We start from the raw sequence: 18,533 nt of genomic DNA, 5'->3' as shown, positions 1-18,533 counted from the left end.
CATCATGTGGGTCGGGTCAGGCGCCCGTGCTCGCGCGGGGGACCAGGCGGGTGGGCAGGGCCGGGTCCGGCGCGTCGACGCCGTCGAGCGTCGCGAGGAGCCGGAGTGCCGCTGCGCGTCCGAGGGCGGCACCGGGGAGGGCGACACTCGTCAGGCTCGGTGCCGTGACCGAGGACGAGGGCAGGTCGTCGAAACCGGCGACGGCCAGGGACGCCGGCACCGCGATGCCCCGCTCGGCGGCGACCCGGAGCACCCCGTAGGCCAGGGTGTCGGCGGCCGCGACGACGGCGGTGACCCGGTCCGTGAGCCAGGCGTCGACGACCTGCCCGACCGCGCTCGCGGCGGCGTCGATCGTCAGGTCGGCCTGCGCCTGGACGGGCGACACCGTGATGCCGGCCGCGGTGCACGCCTGCCCGAACAGCGTGCGGCGGACCGCGAACGTCGTCGCACGTGACGTCCCGTCGAGGTAGGCGACCCGACGGTGTCCGGCGGTGGCGAGGTGGGCGACCAGCGCCTCCACCCCGGCGGTCAGGTCGTAGTTGACCGCTCCCGGGCCGCCGGGGGCGTCGAGCAGGACGACGGGGACGCTCGCGGCCATCGACGCGTGCTCGGCCGGGGCGTCCACCAGGATGCCGGCCGGACGGAGTCGCTCGAAGCGGCGGACATCGGCGTCCACCGGCTGCTCGCCGCGCTCGGTGACGGACAGCACGAGCTGGAAGCGGTCGCCGATGGTGTCGCGGACGCCGCGGATGACCTCGGCGAAGAACGGGTTCGACAGGTCGGGGGCGATGAGCACGACGAGGTCGCCGCTGCCCCGTGCCAGGGAGCTCGCCGCGTGGTCGACGACGTAGCCGAGCTGCTCGACGGCGTCGCGGACCCGGTCGGCGATGGGCGTCGAGACCCGTCCGCGGTCCTTGCCGTTCACGACGAGGGAGACCGTGGCGATGCTCGTACCGGCGCGTTCGGCGACCATCGCGGCGGTCACCCGACCGGACGGAGCGGGGCGACTGCGCGGGCTCGTGGGCACGGGTCGATGCTAGCGACGGCCGTGCATGCAGAATCCCGACGACTTGACGTCAAGCGCTTGATGCTGTGTGATGTCAAACGCTTGACGCGGCGTGCATGGCGCGTCAAGCCCTGACCTCCTGCCGGCCGCCCGCACCCCGGGCACCCGGCTCCCCGACGAAGTGGAGCACCCCGTGTCCGACGCCCCGCGCACCCCCGCGAAGATCATCCTCGACTGCGACCCCGGCCACGACGACGCCGTCGCGATGCTGCTCGCCCACGGCAACCCGGACATCGAGCTCCTCGCCGTCACCACCGTCGTCGGCAACCAGACCCTGCCGAAGGTCACCCGGAACGCGCTCGCCGTCGCCCGCATCGCCGGGATCACCGGCGTGCCCTTCGCCGCCGGTGCCGCCCGACCGCTGCTCCGCCAGGTCGAGGTCGCCCCCGAGATCCACGGCGAGAGCGGCCTGGACGGTCCCGTCCTGCCGGAGCCGTCGTTCGACCTCGACGAGCGCCACGCGGTCGACCTGATCATCGACACCGTGATGGCGCACGAGCCCGGCACCGTCACGATCGTGCCGACCGCCGGCCTGACCAACATCGCGCTCGCCGTCCGGAAGGAGCCCCGCATCGTCGAGCGCGTGAAGCAGGTCGTCCTGATGGGCGGCGGCGTCCACGTCGGCAACTGGAGCCCGGTCGCCGAGTTCAACATCGTCATCGACCCCGAAGCCGCGTCGATCGTGTTCGACGCCGGCTGGGACGTCGTCATGGTCGGACTCGACCTCACCCACCAGGCGCTCGCCACCCCCGAGGTCGCCGCCCGCATCGCCGCCGTCGGCACCGGGCCCGCCGCCTTCGTCGGGGAGCTCCTCGACTTCTTCGGCACGGCGTACCAGGACGTGCAGGGCTTCGACGCCCCGCCGGTGCACGACCCCTGTGCCGTGGCGTACGTCATCGACCCGACGATCGTCCGTGCCGTGAAGGTCCCGATCCGCGTCGAGACCCAGGGGACCCTGACGCTCGGCATGACCGTCGCCGACTTCCGCTCCCCGGCGCCCGCGGACTGCCGGACGAGCGCCGCCATGGAACTCGACCACGGCCGGTTCTGGGACCTGGTCGTCGATGCCCTCGAGCGCATCGGCGAGACACCCGACAGCGGCTGGACGCCCCGCGCCGCCGCCGACGGCATCGACGCCGGGCTGACCACGCAGCCGACCGCCGCGACGGAGGCCTGAGCGCCGTGAAGTCGATCGGTGCGCTCACCGCAGCGCTGCTGGCCGCGTGCATCGCGTTCCAGCTCAACGCCAGCATGCTCAGCCCCGCCCTCGTCACGATGGCGCGCGAACTGAAGACGGACGACGCCACGATCGGCCTGTCGCAGACGCTGTACTTCACGCTCGCCGCGCTGTTCTCGCTGTTCCTGCCCCGGCTGTCGGACATCGTCGGCCGCAAGCGGGTGCTCGTCGCCATGCTCGCCGTGATGTTCGTCGGCAGCGTCGTCGCCGCCCTCGCGGTGAACGTCCCGATGCTGTTCACCGGCCGCATCATCCAGGGCGTCACCGGCCCGGTCGTCCCGATCAGCCTGCTCGTCCTGCGGAACGAGATCAGCGACCCGAAGCGCTACGGCGCCGCCCTCGGGCTGCTCACCGCGGTGAACGGCGGCATCGCCGGCATCGACGCCCTCGCCGGTGGGTGGATCGCGACCCACTTCGGCTTCCGCGGGATCTTCTGGGTGATCGCCGTCGTCACGGTCATCGCCCTCGCACTCGTCGCGAAGTGGGGCGTCGAGTCCCGCCCGTCCGCCGGCACCCGGATGGACTGGGTCGGCGTCGTGCCGCTCGTCGTCTCGGTCGGTGCCCTGCTCACGGCCTTCAACGAGGCCGGCAAGCTCGGCGACGCGGACCCCGTGCTCGTGGTCGGAGGGGTGGTCGTCGCACTCGCCGCCTTCGCCGTGTTCTGGGCCGTCGAGTCGCGTGTCCGCGAACCGCTCGTCGAGACCCGGTTCCTCAAGCGCCGGGCCACCTGGGCACTGCTCGCCACGACGTTCCTCACGATGACCGGGGTGTTCGCCGTCGTCAACGGGCTCGTCACCTCGCTCGCCCAGAACGGCGACGCGGGCTTCGGGATGGAGGCCGACCTCGCCTCCCTCGTGTTCCTCACGCCGTACGCACTGGTCGGCTGGGTCGTCGGACCGTTCGCCGGCCGGCTCGCGCCGACCCTCGGCTACCGCGCCGTCCTGCGCGTCGGCCTGGTCGGCAGCATCGTCGCCACCGTCCTGATGGCGCTCGTCGGGGTGCACTCGCTGCCGGTGCTCGTCACCGCCACGGTGCTGATCGGCATCACCTACGCCGGCATCGCGAACATCATCCTCAACGGCCTGGGCATCGTGCTGTCCCCGGACTCGAACCCCGGCTTCCTGCCCGGACTCAACGCCGGCGCGTTCAACCTCGGCGCGGGCGTCAGCTTCGCCGTGCTGCCGGCGCTGCAGATCGCGCTCGGGGTCGGCGGGTCCTCGGGGACGGCCGGGTACTCCGGTGGGATGCTGCTCGGTGCCGTGATCACCACCGCTGCCCTGGCGACCTCGTTCCTCATCCCCCGCCCGGAGAGCGCCGAGACCGGTGCCGCCCGGCCCGGTACCGCCCAGCCCGGTACCGCCGTCCCGCAGAAGGAGTCCCTCCGATGACCGACACGATCGTGATCGTCGGGTCGCTGAACGCGGACCTCGTCGTCCGCACCGAGCGCTTCCCGCAGCCGGGGGAGACCCTGCACGGCTCCGACCTGGCGACCCTGCCCGGCGGCAAGTCCGCCAACCAGGCCGTCGCGGCCGGGCGGCTCGGGGGCACCGTCCGCATGGTCGGCGCGGTCGGCGACGACGGCAACGGCACGCTGCTCCGCGACTCCGTCGCGGCCTCCGGCGCGGACACCACCCACGTCGTGGTCCGGCCCGACACCGCCACCGGCACGGCCGTCATCACCGTCGACGGCCGCGGCGAGAACACCATCGTCATCTCCGGCGGCGCCAACGCCACGCTCTCGCCCGACGACCTGCCCACCGACGTCTTCCACGACGCCGCCGTGCTCGGGCTCTGCCTCGAGGTCCCGATGGACGCGGTGCTCGCCGCCGCCCGGGCCGCACACGCCGCCGGGGCAACGGTGCTGACGAACCTGTCCCCGTTCGGTGCCGTCCCGCCGGAGCTCCTCGAGCTGACCGACGTCCTGCTCGTCAACGAGCACGAGGCCGCCGCGCTCGGGGACCACGGCGTCCGACGCTCGATCGTCACCCGGGGCGGGAACGGCTCGGTCGTGCACGACGGGGACGCCCGGCCGGTCGAGGTCCCCGCCGTGCCCGTCGAGGCGGTCGACACCACGGGGTGCGGGGACGCCTTCATGGGAGCGGTCGCACTGCGGCTCGCCGCGGGGGACTCGTTGGTCGAGGCTGCGCGGTTCGCCGCCGGGGTCGGCGCCTACGCGGCGACGGGTGAGGGCGCACAGGCGTCGTACCCGACCACCGCGCAGCTGGAGGCGTTCCTCGGGACGTGATCCGGGCCTCCCGTCCGACCGCTACCGTGGGCGCATGCGCGTCGGAGTCCTCGACATCGGTTCGAACACCGGTCACCTGCTCGTCGTCGACGCCCACGGGGGTGCTGCCCCGCTGCCCGCGTCGTCGTTCAAGCGGCCGCTCCGGCTCGCTGAACACCTGGACGACCGGGGCGCGGTGACGCAGGTCGGCATCGACGCACTGACCGACTTCGTGGCGGAGTCCGTCCGCGTCGCCGAGGACCGCGGCTGCGAGGACATGCTCGGGTTCGCGACGTCCGCCGTCCGCGACGCCGTGAACTCCGACGCCGTCCTCGCCCACGTGCAGGAGCAGACCGGGGTGGAGCTCGCCGTGCTCTCCGGGTCGGACGAGGCCCGGCTGACCTTCCTGGCCGTGCGCCGCTGGTTCGGCTGGTCCGCCGGACGACTCGCGGTGTTCGACATCGGCGGGGGCTCGCTCGAGATCGCCGGCGGTGCGGACGAGGCACCCGACGTCGCCTGGTCCATGCCGATCGGAGCCGCACGGCTGGCCCGCACCTACTTCGCGGCCGGCACCCCCAGCCCGGACGAGCTGCGCCGGGTCCGGCACGAGGTCCGCGTCGAGATCGCCCGCGAAGCCGGACGGCTGCTGCGGGCCGGAGCGCCGGACCGCGCCGTGGCCACCTCGAAGACGTTCCGCTCCATCGCCCGGATCTGCGGCGCAGCGCCCTCGGCCGCGGGGCCGCTCGTGCCGCGCGTGCTCGACGGGGCGGCGCTCCGGGACCGGCTGCCGGCGCTGCTGACCATGTCGGTCGACGAGCTCGGCACGCTGCCCGGGGTCTCGCCGAGCCGGGCGCACCAGGTCGTGCCGGGGGCGCTCGTCGCCGAGGCGTGCCTGGACATCTTCGATCTGCCCGCGCTGGAGATCTGCCCGTGGGCGCTCCGCGAGGGCGTGATCCTCGAGCGGCTGGACCAGCTGTCGGTCCTCGGCTGACCCTGTCGAGGAGTCCCGTCGGCAGCAACGTCGGAAGGACGACAACCGCGCGGTGTCATGCTGGATTCTTCTGACGGGTATGAGCAATACGATCGTCTCGCCGACCGCTACGGTGGCTTCCGACGGCAGTCGAAGCGCGGGTGTCGAGGCCTCCACGGCCGGAAGGGACCCCCGATGACCGACCTCCTCATCGCACTCTGTGTCGCCGCGTTCTTCGGAGCGGCCTGGTCGGCCGGCAGGTACCTGCCGAAGGCCGTTGCCGCCTGCTTCCCGGTTGCGGTCCTGACGGCCGTCGTCGTCGTCGCGGCAGTCGGCGGTCTGGGTGCGGTCCGCGACTGGTTGATGGCGGGCGTAGTGATCTGCATCACCGCGATCATCACCCTGGCCGGCCGTGGCTCGCGGCGGCGACGCAACGGCCCGGCAGCCCGGTCTTGACGGCGCGCTCGCTGAGCAAGTCCTCGTGCCACGTCGACCACCGTCCCAGACCGGTGCACCACGATCGAGCGACAGCCCAGCCACCGAGAGGACCACGATGACCGGACTCGCCCCCACGACCACCCTGCTCGCCACCGTCGACGGACCGGACGGCAGCACCTACGAGGTCCGGCACGCGGTGTTCCCGCCGGGGTCCACGACCGGGTGGCACCGGCACGACGCCCGCCAGACGGGTCTCGTGGTCCGCGGCGAGCTGACGCACGCCAGCCCGGAAGCGACGCATGCCGTCGGCCCGGGTCACGCGCTCGTCGAGGAGCCGCGCATCGTGCACGAGGGCCGGGCCACCGGGACGGACGACACCGAGCTCCTGTACGTCGCACACCGCCTGCCCGGGACCGAGATCGCGACGCCGACCGACCCGCCGTCCGCAGTCGGCCCGATGCGCGGCTCGCACGTCACCGTCGCCCTCGGACTGCCGGTGTTCGTGCACGCACTGCGCTACACCGCCATGTACGGCCCGAAGCCGTTCGCCGAAGCGCTGCTGGTCTACCGCGACAACGGGACGTACACGATCCTCTCGCCGGGAGAGGACCACCACGGCTGCTACGTCTCGGCCACCGCCATCGACGCGGTCATTCCGCCGCGCCACGTCGCCTTCATGTCGTGGCCGTCCGCGGACTGGGACAGCAACGTCGCCGCGCACACCCTGACCTTCGCCGCGGACACCGGTGCCTTCACGCAGGAGCTCCGGCTGCCCGGGGACGCCGTCCCCCGAGCACAGCACGGGTTCGCGGCGCCGGTCGCGGGTCAGGAGTCGATCGACGTGACCGCGGGCTGGACTGCCCTGCGGCAGACCCACGACGACACGTTCGCCGGGCTCTCCGCCCGCGCTGCCGCCTCCGGCACGGCGAGCTGACCCGCCACCTCGATCAGGGGCGGCGGGGCGGGGCCGATCAGGGGCGGCGGGGCGGGGCCAGCAACCAGGGGCGGATCAGCTTCGTCACGAACGGCAGCACCCAGAACGTCATGATCGGCGTGAGCACCAGCGTCGTGATGAGCACCCGGGGCAGCGCCGCCAGGTGCGCGAAGGACGGCAGCAGCCATCCGACCAGGACAGTGAAGACCAGGTTGACGGGGAAGAACCCGAGCCAGATGCTCACCGCCTGCTTCCAGCGTGGCGGGGCGCTCGAGGCCGGGGCGTCCTGCGGGACGTCGAACCACCCCTCGATGCCGGTCCGCTTCTCGACGCGGGACTCCACGACGAGGTCCCGCCCCAGGTCGAGCCAACGCAGCCGGTCGTCGGAGTTCTCCCACGTGGACAGGGAGTCGTGGTCGGCGAAGCGGTAGAGCATGTGCCACTCGCGGGACCGGGCGGTGGAGCGGACCCACCCGGATCCGAGGAACCCGGGGAAGCGGTTGGCGAGGTTCACGCCGGACTGCACCCAGCGGGTGACCTCGGGGATCCGTTCGGGTTCGACCAGGCGGGTGATGGACACGGTGACGGGTGGGCCGGCGATCTCGGGTGATGATGGGGACAGGCTGCCAGGCTCTTGTGGAGTCATCCGACAAGTGTCGCGCTCAACGTGTTACACGCGCATGACGGCCGGACGGCGAGCGCAACGGCAACCGTGACGGGAGGCCCTCAGCTCGCCTTCTTCTTGGCGGGAGCCCGCTTCGCCGCAGGTTCCTTCTTCGCGGGAGCCTTCTTCGCCGGTGCCTTCTTCGCGGGCGCCTTCGCCGCAGTCCGCTTCGCCGCCGGCTTCCGGTCGCCGGAACCGTCCGCGTCGTCGCCCGAGCTGCCCGCGTCCTCGTGGGAGCCGGCCGCGCGCGATCGCGAGCCGCCCGAGGAACGCGACCCCGAGCCTCCCGACCGGGACCCACCGCCACGGTTCTTGTCCACCGACGCGCGCAGGGCGGCCATCAGGTCGATGACGTCACCGCCCGCGTCGTCGTCGTCCGACGATGCCTGCTCGCCGAACGTCTCGGCGGTGTCGACGTCGTCGCCCGCCTCGAGCTTGGCGTCGATGAGCTGCTGCAGCTCCTCCTGGTACTCGTCCGTGTAGCGGTCCGGGTCGAAGTCGGTGGACATGCTCTCGACGAGCGAGGACGACATCTTCAGCTCGTTCGCGCTGACCTTCACCGAGGTGTCGAGCGCCGAGAAGTCGGCGGCGCGCACCTCGTCGCCCCACAGCAGCCCCTGCAGCAGCAGCACGTCGTCGTGCACCCGCAGCACACCGAGCCGGGTCTTCTGGCGGAGGGTGAACTGCACGATCGCCAGCCGGTCGGTCTGCTCGAGCGTCTTCCGGAGCAGCACGTACGCCTTCGGGGAGCGGGAGTCCGGCTCCAGGTAGTACGTCTTCTCGAACATCATCGGGTCGACCTGGTCGACGGGGACGAACTCCAGGACCTCGATCTCGTGCGACTGCTCCTGCGGCAGCTGCTTGAAGTCGTCAGGGGTCAGGACGACGGTCTTCTCACCGTCGTCGTAGGCGCGCTGGATGTCGCCGTACTCGACCTCGTGCCCGAGCTCGCAGACCCGCTTGTAGCGGATGCGGGCTTTGTCCTCGTCGTGGATCTGGTGCAGGGAGACGTCGTGCGTCTCGGTCGCCGCGTAGACCTTGATGGGCACGTTGACGAGCCCGAACGCGATGGAGCCCTTCCAGATCGACCTCATGCGCTCATGATGCTCGCACGCGCGCGAGGCGACCCCCAGTTCTGAGCGGATCGGCAGGTGCGGTGGGGAGCAGGCGGGCGTATCGTCCCGCCTCATGACGGGGGAACGCAGTGTGCCGGAGCAGGCGACAGCACAGCAGACGGTGCAGACGTCGCCAACGACGGGGGATCGACTGGACGCAGCCGGGTGTGCGTTGCTCGCGTTCGGTGCGGCGGTCGGGCTGGCGATCGGTGTCGGGGCGGGCCTGACGGCCGACGGGCCCTTCCCCTGGGTGACGGTCATCGTCATCGGCGTGGCGCTCGCCGTGGCCATCCCCGTGGCCATGCTGCGCGCGTGGTGGGCTCGTGGCGGCCGGACCACTCTCCTCGAGACGCGAGCCTGGGTCCGGTCCGGCCGCGTGCCGGACGAGGTCCCCGACACCGTGTGGCGTCCGCGGGTCCGCCAGCTGCTCGGCGACTCCTCACGGCAGCTGTTCGGCGCGTGGGCCGCCGCGGTGGTCGCGTGCCTGTGGGCCGCCCTCGCGATCTCTGGAGAGACACGCGACTGGGCGTTCGCCGCGGTGTGGGCGGTCCTGGCGGCGGTCCAGTTCGTGCAGGTGCGCAAAGTGCGCCCGTCGGCGCGACGCCTGCTCGACGCACCGGCGCGCGTGGTCGCGTCCGTCTGACGTCGGCCGGTCCTCTCCTGCACAGCCGGGAGGCCCGCCCCGCGTTCTCCACGGACCTCACCGCTCCTGTGTCGCCGGTCCGGTACCGCGAGCACGATGGGGCCATGAGCCAGCTCGACAAGCAGGACCCGCGCGACCAGTACGCGCGGCCGCCGTTCCCCGCGCAGACGCAGCAGGGGTCCGGACGGGCGGCGGACCTCGACCCGCCGGCCGACCACGGCGAGACGACCTACCAGGGGACCGGCCGGATGCGCGGCTACCGCGTCCTGGTCACCGGGGCGGATTCCGGCATCGGTCGGGCGGCCGCGATCGCGATGGCCAAGGAAGGGGCCGATGTCGCCCTGAACGCCCTGCCGGAAGAGCTCGACGACCTGACCGAGGTCCGCGACGTCATCGCCGACGTGGGGCGGAAGGCGGTCATGCTGCCGGGGGACCTGACGGACGAGTCGTTCTGCACCGAACTCGTGCGCACCGCCGTCGACCTGCTCGGCGGACTCGACGCCCTGGTCCTGGTCGCAGGCCACCAGCAGGTGCACGCCGACATCACCGAGCAGAGCACCGAGGACTTCGACCGCACCATGAAGGTCAACCTGTACTCGCTGTTCTGGCTCACCCGCGCCGCGGTCCCGCACCTGGCCCCGGGCAGCGCGATCGTCACCACGAGCTCGGTGTCGGCGTACGAGCCACAGGACCGGATGATCGACTACGCCGCCACGAAGGCCGCCATCATCACCTACACGAACGGACTCGCACGGCAGCTCGCGCCGAAGGGCATCCGGGCGAACACCGTGGTCCCCGGTCCGGTGTGGACCCCGCTGCAGCCGATCAGCTACCCGGGTGACGAGATCGCGGCGTACGGCCAGGACACCCCGTTCGGCCGGCCGGCGCAGCCCGTCGAACTCGCCAGCGCCTACGTCCACCTGGCCGGACCCGAGTCGTCCTACACGTCGGGCACCACGCTCACGGTCGGCGGTGCCACGGGGGGTCGCACTGTGAGCCCGGTCGCGAAGAAGACCACCGTGCAGGTGGGGGACCGGCGGCTGGCGCTGACGAACCTCGACAAGGTGCTCTACCCGCAGACCGGCACGACGAAGGGGCAGGTGGTCGCCTACTACGAGCGGATCGCCCCGTGGATGATCCCGCACGTCACCGGCCGCCCGATGACCCGGAAGCGCTGGGCGAACGGCGTCGACGGCAAGGTCTTCTTCGAGAAGAACCTGCCCGACTCCGCGCCCGAGTGGATCCGGCACCACACCATCCACCACGAGCACCACGACGTCGAGTACCCGGTGGTCGACGACCTGCCGACCCTGGTGTGGATGGCGCAGCAGGCGTCGCTCGAGCTGCACGTGCCGCAGTGGCGCTTCGGGCCGCGCGGGGGACACCAGAACCCGGACCGGCTCGTGCTCGACCTGGACCCGGGCGACGGCGTCGGGCTGCCCGAGTGCGTCGAGGTGGCGGTGGCGGCCCGCTCGGTGCTGCAGGGGATGGGACTCGAGCCGTACCCGGTGACCTCCGGGTCGAAGGGCATCCACCTGTACGCGGCCCTCGACGGCACCGCGACGGCGCAGCAGGTGTCCGACGTCGCCCACGAGCTGGCGAAGGCGCTCGAACAGGACATGCCGGACCTGGTGCTCTCGTCGATGAGCCGTGCCGAGCGAGCTGGCAAGGTGTTCGTCGACTGGTCGCAGAACAACGGCAACAAGACCACGATCGCGCCGTACTCGTTGCGTGGCCGGTCGCACCCGACGGTCGCGGCACCTCGGACGTGGAAGGAGCTGACCGAGCCCGGGTTGACCCACCTGACCCTTGACCAGGTGCTCGAGCGGATGCCGGACCTCGGCGACCTGCTGCACCCCGTCGCCGCGGCGTCGCTCGGTGTCGGGCGTGCGGACGCCGGGCACTGGGACGGGGCGCGGACCGAAGCGGTGAACGAGCGCGAACGCCAGGAACGACAGGAGCTGCAGGACCGCCTGACGACCTACCGCGCCAAGCGGGACGCGTCGAAGACCCCGGAACCCGTCCCGCAGGGCTCCCCGACGGTGCGGACCGACGGCACACCGACGTTCGTCATCCAAGAACACCACGCCACCCGCAACCACTACGACTTCCGTCTTGAGCACGATGGGGTCCTGGTGAGCTGGGCGCTGCCGAAGGGCGAACCGACCGACCCCGGGGCGAACCACCTGGCCGTCCACACCGAGGACCACCCGCTGGAGTACGGCGGTTTCGAGGGGATCATCCCCGCGGGCGAGTACGGCGGCGGCACCGTGACGATCTGGGACGACGGCACGTACGAGCTCGAGAAGTGGCGCGAGGACGAAGAGGTCATCGTCACCCTGCACGGCCGGACCAACGGTGTCCGACGGCTCGCGCTCCTGCACACCCGCGGTCACGGCCGTGGACGAACCGGGGACGAGAAGAGCTGGCTCATCCACCGGACGAAGGACCAGCCCGATGCCGGCGGCGACGGCAGCGGTGCCGGGAGCGGTGCCGGTGCCGGTTCCCGTACCGGCCAGCGTGACGGGCACGGCGGCGGCCGTGCGCACACCGCCGCGCGGATCGAGCACGCCGCCGAGTCGGACACCGCGCCGGAGCAGCGCCACACCATGCAGGCCTCCCTGCGCGAGGGCGAACCCGCGCTGGACCCGGAGCAGTGGGCGTTCGAGATGAAGTGGGACGGCGTCCGCGCCCTCGCCACCGTCCACGACGGCACGGTCCGACTCCGCAGCCGGAACGGGAACGACCTGACCGACCAGTACCCCGAGCTGCAGACGCTCGCCGAGCACGCCGGCGTGGACGGGGTCTTCGACGGCGAGGTCGTCGCGCTCGACGAACACGGCCGGCCGTCGTTCCAGCTGCTGCAGAACCGGATGGGGCTGACGAAGCCGCGCGAGGTCAGCGCTGCCCAGGCCACCACCCCCGTGCACCTGCTGCTGTTCGACGTGCTCGAGGCCGACGGGCACGAACTCACCCGGCTCGGGTACACCGCGCGGCGTGAGGCCCTGCTGACGGTCGTCGAACCCGGCGGTCCGATCGAGGTCCCACCGGAGTTCGACGGTGACCTCGCCGCCGCGATGACCGAGTCCCGGAAGCGCGGGCTCGAGGGGATCGTCGCGAAGAAGCGGTCCTCCCGGTACGCCGAGGGCCGTCGCTCGGAGTCCTGGCTCAAGCTCAAGCACCACGCCACACAAGAGGTCGTCGTCGGCGGCTGGAAGCCCGGTGCCGGTCGACGCGAGGGCGGGATCGGATCGCTGCTGCTCGGGATCCCGGGGGACGACGGGCTGGAGTACGTCGGCAAGGTCGGCACCGGGTTCCGTGACCGGGACCTCGACGAGATCGGAGCGCTGCTCGGCGATCTCGAGCAGGACGGCTCCCCGTTCGTCGACGTGCCACGGCCGGACGCCCGCGACGCGCACTGGGTCCGTCCGGAACGCGTGGGCGAGGTGCAGTTCGCCGAGTGGACCGGCGACGGACGACTGCGGCAGCCCTCGTGGCGGGGGTGGCGCATCGACAAGGAGCCCGACCAGGTCGTCCGAGAATGATGCGTCCGGCGTCAGCGTGATGCGGGCTCCGGAATCCGCATGCGTGAGCATGAGGTCCGCCCGGGGCGAACTTCCGTCCCCCGTTGTCGGCCCGGGCGGGGGACGAATCCGGTCGTGACCGTCGTCGCGCAAGGGCTGGCTGTTACGTTCCTCGGGACGGAAGGACGCGACATGGACGCGAGCAAGTACCTCCCGCCGTTCGCTCAGGGGCAGCGTGGGGACGCGACCGCAGACCAGCGGGACGACCAGGACGGCTCGACGGGATCAGGCCCGGACGACCGGACCGGCAGTGGACGGACGGGCGATCGCCAGATGGTGGGTGCGGGCGCCGAGCACGAAGCGACCTACGCCGACTTCCTCGGCGACCAGGTCGACGACGACTGACCCATCGCCTGGCGAGCCCGGCGGCCTGATCGAGACGCTCAGGCCGCGGGTGCCGGACCGTCCGCCGGCGCCCCGCCGGACTCCAGGGGCAGTTCCTCCTCGGCCGCAGCGCGCTCGTCCGCGTGCCCGGCGTCAGCGGCAGCCGCCTTCGCCTCGTCGATGGCCTCCTGCGAAGCCTGCAGTGCGTCGTCGTTGCCGGGGTGTGCCTGATCAGTCATGGCCGCCACGCTACGCGGACGTCGCTGGATCGGCTCGACGGGCTCCCGACCCGCTGGCGGTCCCCGGCCCGTCGTAGTCCACGGCCGAGGTCGGCGCGGCCGAGGTCGGCATCGCCGGCGCCGGCGGTTCGTCGTGTGCATCGGCAGCGTCGAGCACCGCCCGGGTCGCCGCAGCCGCCACCCGGAGCGCGTCCGGGAGCGGCATCGCCCGGAGCGCCGGGGTGCGGGTCTCCACACCCCAGGGCTCGTCGAAGCCCAGGCCGCGGACGGTGCGGACGAACCCGGGCAGGTCCCACGCTCCGGTGCCGGGCAGGTAGCGCCCGTTCCGGGACTCGTCCGCCAGCGTCATGCCGTTCGGGACGTGCAGCAGCCCGTCGCTGAGCTCGACCGCGGCGAGGGCGGACGGGACGACGCCCTGTCCGATCGAGGCCAGGGTGGAGCCGCCGCGGAGCGCGTGCATCGTGTCGAGGAGCAGCCCGCCGTTCGGGTGTCCGGCGGCGACGAACCGCGAGGCACGTTCCACGGTCGCCAGGTTCGTCCACGGTTCGGGTTCCAGGACGAGCCGCGCCCCGACGCCCTCGGCCTGCTCGGCGAGCTGGTCCCACGCTGCCGCCATCGCGCCGAGCGGTACGGCCGGTACGGAGTGGTCGGCGCGGACGACGACCTGCCACGCGCTGAGGCTGGCGGCGGCCTCGAGCACCACCCCGCGGTCGGCGTCGTGTTCGGCGCCGGCGGCCCACCAGTCGCCGAGCGTGCCGACCTGGACCCAGACCACGCCGGCGTCGTCGAGCATCCGTCGGAGCAGGGCGAACCCGATGGTGGAGCGGACCTCGTGCAGGTCGTCGACCGAGAGGCCGAGCCCGGCGAACCCGGCTCGTCCGACGGCGCGGATGCGCTCGCCGACGGGCTCGTCGCCGGACCACGTCCACGACGTGGCGAGCAGGTCGTGTTCCTCCACCGGATCACCTCCATGATCCGGACGTGCTCGACTGCGTCGTTGCAGTTGCCGCACACCCTGGCTGCTGACACCGCCGGGCCGGGCCCCGTTCCCCGTGCGCCCCACAGCGTCAGGCACGGTTCTACGCCCGCTGGCTCCGAGGACTCCCAGCCCGCCGGGTCAGACGATGCGGGTCTCGACCGTGCCGACGCCGTCGATCGTCCCGAGCAGCACCGAGCCGCGGGACACCGGTCCGACGCCGTCCGGGGTCCCGGTGAAGAGCAGGTCGCCGGCCTCCAGGCGGACGGCACGGGACAGCGCAGCGATGGTCTCGGCGACGGACCAGATCTGGTCGGCGAGGTCCCCGGACTGGCGCAGTTCCCCGTCGACGTGCAGCGTGATGCCACCGGTGGTCGGGTCGACGGAGCCCGCAGGGACGATCGTGCCGATCGGCGCCGAGTGGTCGAACCCCTTGGCCAGGTCCCACGGCCGGCCGAGCCGTTTCGCCTCGGCCTGCAGGTCGCGCCGGGTGAGGTCGATGCCCACCGCGTAGCCCCAGACCAGGTCGAGCGCGTCGGCGACGGCGACGTCCTGGCCGCCGGCTCCGAGCGCGACGACGAGTTCGACCTCGTACTCGAGCTGCTCGGTCAGGGTCGGGTACCCGGTGTCGCGACCGTCGGTGACGATCGCGTCGGCCGGCTTGCCGAAGAAGAAGGGCGGCTCGCGGTCGGGGTCGTGGCCCATCTCGCGCGCGTGCGCCGCGTAGTTGCGGCCGACGCAGTGGATGCGTCGGACCGGGAACCGACCGCGGGTGGCGGTGGGCACGGTCGGGAGGCCCGGGGCCGGGACGACGAGGTCGGTCACGCGTCCAGGGTGGCCGGCTCAGCGGGCTGTGTCTGCTGGGCCGGGAACACGAAGCGGTTCATCGCCCAGTAGCGGAAGCCCATCGCGATGAGCGTGCCGATGACGGGCCCGCTGATGAAGTCGGCGAGTTCCTGGCCGGCGAGCGACACGTTCGGGACCTCGAGGCCGAAGACGTACCGGGAGATCCAGAGCGGTGCGGAGTTCAGCGCGACGCCGATCAGGCTGACGACGAGGAACAGCAGCAGCTCGTGTCCGGTGCGGAGTTCACCGCGGTCGCCGAAGGACCACTTCTTGTTGAGGAAGTAGGAGAACACCGTCGCGACGATGATGCCGATCGACAGCGCGGTCACCGGGTGCTGCGGCATGACGAAGAACTTCAACCCGTAGTTGATGCCCATCGTGATGACGAAGCCGAGACCACCCACGACCAGGAACCGGAGGGCCGGGTGTTCGACGAGCGACCGGACGGAGAACGACTGCACCGGCCAACCCTAGACCGGCGTCGCCGGAAGTCCGCTGACCGGCACGCCTTCCGGACCGGCAGTCCGTTCAGCCGGACGGCCAGTTGCCGTGTGCTCAGGCACCGGGTGCCGCGCCCTCGGTCTCGCCGCGTCCCGGGTCGCCGCCCGTCCCGCCGTCGGACGGCTCGTCCTGCGGCCAGCCGGTGAACTCCCACCCGGAGACGGCCTGGTGGTCCTCGCCGTTCGTGTAGGCGAAGGTCCGGGCTGCCGTGCGGGCGTCGGTCAGAGCGGTGAGCAGGTCGGCGAACCGGTCGGATCCGTCCGCGACGCGGGTGAGCGCGTCGTGGGCCAGGGCGTATCGGTCCATCTCGTTGCGGATGAGCATGTCGAACGGCGACGTGGTGGTGCCCTGCTCGAGGAAGCCGTGCACGTGCAGGTCGTCGTGCCCGTGCCGGCGGTAGGTGAGCTGGTGGACGAGCGTCGGGTACCCGTGGAAGGCGAACACCGCGGGGGTGCCGGGCAGGAACAGCTCGTCGTAGCGGTCGTCGCTGATCGGGTGCTCGTGCTTCCGCGGGTCCCCGATGGCGAGCAGGTCGACCACGTTGACGACGCGCACGCCGACGTCGGGGGCGTGCTTCCGGATGATGTCCGCGGCGGCGACGGTCTCGACGGTGGGGACGTCACCGGCGCTGACGAGCACGACGTCGACATGGCCGACCTCCTGCTCGGTGCCGGCCCAGTCCCAGGTCCCGACGCCGGCGTCGGCGTGCGCGACGGCGTCCTCGAGGGACAGGAACACCGGTTCGGGGTGCTTGCCGGCGACGATCACCTCGATGCGGTCCGTGGTCTCCAACGCGTGCGCGGCGACGGCGAGGAGCGTGTTGGCGTCCGCGGGCAGCTTGATGCGGACGAGGTCCTGCTGCTTCGACGCGACGACGTCCAGGAACCCGGGGTCCTGGTGCGAGAAGCCGTTGTGGTCCTGGCGCCAGACGTGCGACGACAGCAGGATCGTCAGGTTCGACACCGGTGCGCGCCAGTCGATGGCGGTCGAGGACTCGAGCCACTTGGCGTACTGGCCGACCATCGAGTCGATGATGTGGGCGAACGCCTCGTACGTGTTGAGGACGCCGTGGCGACCGCTCAGCACGTAGCCCTCGAGCATGCCCTCGAGCAGGTGTTCGGAGAGCACCTCGATGACCCGCCCGCGTGCGGACAGGTGCTCGTCGCCCTCGGCCCGTCGGGCACGCCAGACGCGGTTCGTGACGTCGAAGACCGCGTCGAGCTTGTTCGAGATCGTCTCGTCCGGGCCGAACAGCCGGAAGTCCTGCGGGTTCCGCTGGATGAGTTCGGCCATCCAGGGGCCGAGCGTGCCGGTGGCCGAGGCCGGCTCGCCCACCGGCACCCCGAAGCGCTCGAGTCCGGGCCGGTCGAGGGCGGTGCGGATCCGGCCGCCGTTCGCGTGCGGTGTGGCGCTCATCCGGGTGTCCCCGGTCGGCCGGATGGTGTCGAGGATGCCGATCGGACGGGCGTCCTCGTCGAACAGCTCCTCCGGACGGTAGGAGCGCATCCACTCCTCGAGCTGCCGGCGGTGGCCCTCGTCCTCGCGGACGTTCGGCAGCGGGACCTGGTGGGCGCGGAAGGTGCCCTCGACCTGCTGGCCGTCGACGACCTTCGGCCCGGTCCAGCCCTTCGGGGTCCGGAGCACGATCATCGGCCAGCGCGGGCGGAGGTCGGCGGCACCGGCCATCTCGCCGGCGGCGGCGCGGGCTGCCTGCGCGCGGGCGGCGGCCTGGATGTCGTCGATGGTCGCCAGGGCCCGACGGAGCGCTCCGTCGAACAAGGCGTGCACGGCGAAGGGGTCGTGGTCGACGCGACCGGAGTCGACGACGATCGGCTCGTACCCCAGGCCGCGGAAGTAGGCCTGGAGGTCCTCGTCCGGGATGCGCGCGAGGACCGTCGGGTTCGCGATCTTCCACCCGTTGAGGTTGAGGATCGGCAGCACCGCCCCGTCCGACACCGGGTCGAGGAACGTGTGCGCCTGCCACGACGCCGAGAGCGGTCCGGTTTCGGCCTCGCCGTCCCCGACGACGCACGCGACGACGAGGTCCGGGTTGTCGAGGGCCGCGCCGTACGCGTGGGCGAGGGAGTAACCGAGCTCGCCGCCCTCGTTGATCGACCCGGGGGTCTGCGGGGCCGCGTGCGAGGGGATGCCACCGGGGAACGAGAACTGTCGGAAGAAGCGCTGCAGTCCGGCCGTGTCCCGCGTGATCTCCGGGTAGAGCTCGTTCCAGGTGCCCTCGAGCCAGGCGTTCGCGTTCATCGCGGGACCGCCGTGCCCGGGGCCGCAGATGTACATGACGTCGCGGCCGGTCTCGCTGATCACGGCGTTGAGGTGCGCGTACACGAGGTTCAGCGCGGGTGAGGTGCCCCAGTGCCCGAGGAGCCGCGGCTTGATGTCGGAGGGCTCGAGCGGCCGCTCGAGCAGCGGGTCGTCGAGCAGGTAGATCTGCCCGACGGTGAGGTAGTTCGCGGCGCGCCACCAGGCGTCGATCGCGCGGATGCGGTCGGTGGAGGAGTGCGTCGAGGACATGCTCCACAGGCTACGAGGACGCCGATCCGGGGAATCCAGAAATCTCTCCAATCCGATCCGTGGACGGCCCCGAATCACTGTCACAAGCCGGGAAACACCCGCAAGCGCTCACCAGCAGCTCACCGCTGGTTCTCCACCCCCACCGCCGGGGTGTGTTCGGCGCGCTGTCACCAACCGCGCCGAGCGCGTTCAAGCAAAGGAATGAAGACATGCGCAAGTCCCTGAAGAACACGATCACCCTCG

General features: G+C 72.0%; 18 protein-coding genes. 10 read left to right on the top strand and 8 right to left on the bottom strand.

Annotated features, from left to right (window positions below):
* Window positions 1-16: 16 nt before the first annotated feature.
* Window positions 17-1,027 (bottom strand): LacI family DNA-binding transcriptional regulator, encoded by a 1,011-nt coding sequence (locus SOM35_RS00090; RefSeq protein WP_320513782.1) that lies wholly within the window; start codon window positions 1,025-1,027, stop codon window positions 17-19.
* A 244-nt stretch (window positions 1,028-1,271) separates the two neighbouring features.
* On the opposite strand from SOM35_RS00090, the gene uriH reads away from it, so the two are divergent.
* The 6 genes from uriH to SOM35_RS00060 all read left to right on the top strand — a co-directional run bounded on the left by uriH (window position 1,272) and on the right by SOM35_RS00060 (window position 6,869).
* Window positions 1,272-2,243 (top strand): uridine-preferring nucleoside hydrolase UriH, encoded by a 972-nt coding sequence (gene uriH / locus SOM35_RS00085; RefSeq protein ID WP_414648543.1) that lies wholly within the window; start codon window positions 1,272-1,274, stop codon window positions 2,241-2,243.
* A 5-nt stretch (window positions 2,244-2,248) separates the two neighbouring features.
* Window positions 2,249-3,691 carry a uridine transporter UriT gene (gene uriT / locus SOM35_RS00080; RefSeq protein WP_320513778.1) on the top strand — a complete coding sequence of 481 codons (1,443 nt, stop codon included), beginning with the start codon at window positions 2,249-2,251 and terminating at the stop codon, window positions 3,689-3,691.
* A complete protein-coding gene (locus SOM35_RS00075; RefSeq protein ID WP_320513776.1) occupies window positions 3,688-4,548 on the top strand; it encodes a ribokinase in 861 nt (286 codons plus the stop codon). The genes uriT and SOM35_RS00075 overlap by 4 nt, the downstream gene beginning before the upstream one ends.
* 34 nt (window positions 4,549-4,582) lie before the next feature.
* Window positions 4,583-5,518 carry a Ppx/GppA family phosphatase gene (locus tag SOM35_RS00070; RefSeq protein ID WP_320513774.1) on the top strand — a complete coding sequence of 312 codons (936 nt, stop codon included), beginning with the start codon at window positions 4,583-4,585 and terminating at the stop codon, window positions 5,516-5,518.
* A 174-nt stretch (window positions 5,519-5,692) separates the two neighbouring features.
* On the top strand, window positions 5,693-5,953 hold the full coding sequence (locus tag SOM35_RS00065; RefSeq protein ID WP_320513772.1) for a hypothetical protein: 261 nt from the start codon (window positions 5,693-5,695) through the stop codon (window positions 5,951-5,953).
* A 97-nt stretch (window positions 5,954-6,050) separates the two neighbouring features.
* Window positions 6,051-6,869 carry a cupin domain-containing protein gene (locus tag SOM35_RS00060; protein ID WP_320513771.1) on the top strand — a complete coding sequence of 273 codons (819 nt, stop codon included), beginning with the start codon at window positions 6,051-6,053 and terminating at the stop codon, window positions 6,867-6,869.
* Window positions 6,870-6,906: 37 nt separating this feature from the next.
* Here SOM35_RS00060 and SOM35_RS00055 read toward each other — a convergent pair whose 3' ends face one another.
* Together SOM35_RS00055 and ku are read right to left on the bottom strand one after the other, a co-directional pair.
* Window positions 6,907-7,515 carry an antibiotic biosynthesis monooxygenase gene (locus SOM35_RS00055; protein ID WP_320513770.1) on the bottom strand — a complete coding sequence of 203 codons (609 nt, stop codon included), beginning with the start codon at window positions 7,513-7,515 and terminating at the stop codon, window positions 6,907-6,909.
* A gap of 80 nt (window positions 7,516-7,595) precedes the next feature.
* Complete coding sequence (gene ku / locus SOM35_RS00050) at window positions 7,596-8,627, bottom strand: non-homologous end joining protein Ku (protein ID WP_320513769.1); 1,032 nt, start codon at window positions 8,625-8,627, stop codon at window positions 7,596-7,598.
* A gap of 94 nt (window positions 8,628-8,721) precedes the next feature.
* On the opposite strand from ku, the gene SOM35_RS00045 reads away from it, so the two are divergent.
* The 3 genes from SOM35_RS00045 to SOM35_RS00035 all read left to right on the top strand — a co-directional run bounded on the left by SOM35_RS00045 (window position 8,722) and on the right by SOM35_RS00035 (window position 13,220).
* Window positions 8,722-9,291, top strand: a complete 570-nt coding sequence (locus SOM35_RS00045) for a hypothetical protein (RefSeq protein WP_320513768.1) — start codon at window positions 8,722-8,724, stop codon at window positions 9,289-9,291.
* A gap of 104 nt (window positions 9,292-9,395) precedes the next feature.
* A complete protein-coding gene (locus SOM35_RS00040) occupies window positions 9,396-12,836 on the top strand; it encodes an ATP-dependent DNA ligase (protein WP_320513767.1) in 3,441 nt (1,146 codons plus the stop codon).
* Window positions 12,837-13,007: 171 nt separating this feature from the next.
* Window positions 13,008-13,220: a hypothetical protein gene (locus SOM35_RS00035; RefSeq protein ID WP_320513766.1), complete on the top strand. Its 213-nt coding sequence runs from the start codon at window positions 13,008-13,010 to the stop codon at window positions 13,218-13,220.
* 38 nt (window positions 13,221-13,258) lie between these two features.
* On the opposite strand, the gene SOM35_RS00030 is transcribed toward SOM35_RS00035, so the two are convergent.
* The 5 genes from SOM35_RS00030 to SOM35_RS00010 form a co-directional block, all read right to left on the bottom strand.
* Window positions 13,259-13,438, bottom strand: coding sequence for a hypothetical protein (locus SOM35_RS00030; protein WP_146248252.1), 180 nt, complete (start codon window positions 13,436-13,438; stop codon window positions 13,259-13,261).
* Between the two features lie 10 nt (window positions 13,439-13,448).
* Complete coding sequence (locus tag SOM35_RS00025; protein ID WP_320513763.1) at window positions 13,449-14,396, bottom strand: sugar phosphate isomerase/epimerase family protein; 948 nt, start codon at window positions 14,394-14,396, stop codon at window positions 13,449-13,451.
* A 159-nt stretch (window positions 14,397-14,555) separates the two neighbouring features.
* Window positions 14,556-15,239, bottom strand: coding sequence for a fumarylacetoacetate hydrolase family protein (locus SOM35_RS00020; protein ID WP_320513761.1), 684 nt, complete (start codon window positions 15,237-15,239; stop codon window positions 14,556-14,558).
* The gene (locus SOM35_RS00015; RefSeq protein ID WP_320513760.1) at window positions 15,236-15,721 is read right to left on the bottom strand and encodes a GtrA family protein; all 486 of its coding nucleotides are present in this window, start codon (window positions 15,719-15,721) and stop codon (window positions 15,236-15,238) included. Before SOM35_RS00015 ends, SOM35_RS00020 begins: the two co-directional genes overlap by 4 nt.
* Before the next feature lie 94 nt (window positions 15,722-15,815).
* Window positions 15,816-18,290 (bottom strand): phosphoketolase family protein, encoded by a 2,475-nt coding sequence (locus SOM35_RS00010; RefSeq protein ID WP_320513759.1) that lies wholly within the window; start codon window positions 18,288-18,290, stop codon window positions 15,816-15,818.
* A 59-nt stretch (window positions 18,291-18,349) separates the two neighbouring features.
* Between SOM35_RS00010 and SOM35_RS00005 the strand changes: the two genes are divergently transcribed.
* A partial coding sequence (locus SOM35_RS00005; protein WP_320513757.1) for a hypothetical protein occupies window positions 18,350-18,533 on the top strand: 184 nt, incomplete at its 3' end.

The sequence above is a fragment of the Curtobacterium sp. CFBP9011 genome, from assembly GCF_034045095.1.
Classification (GTDB): domain Bacteria; phylum Actinomycetota; class Actinomycetes; order Actinomycetales; family Microbacteriaceae; genus Curtobacterium.
The sequence above is the reverse complement of the archived record's forward strand: the minus strand, read 5'-3'. Positions and strand labels throughout refer to the sequence as shown.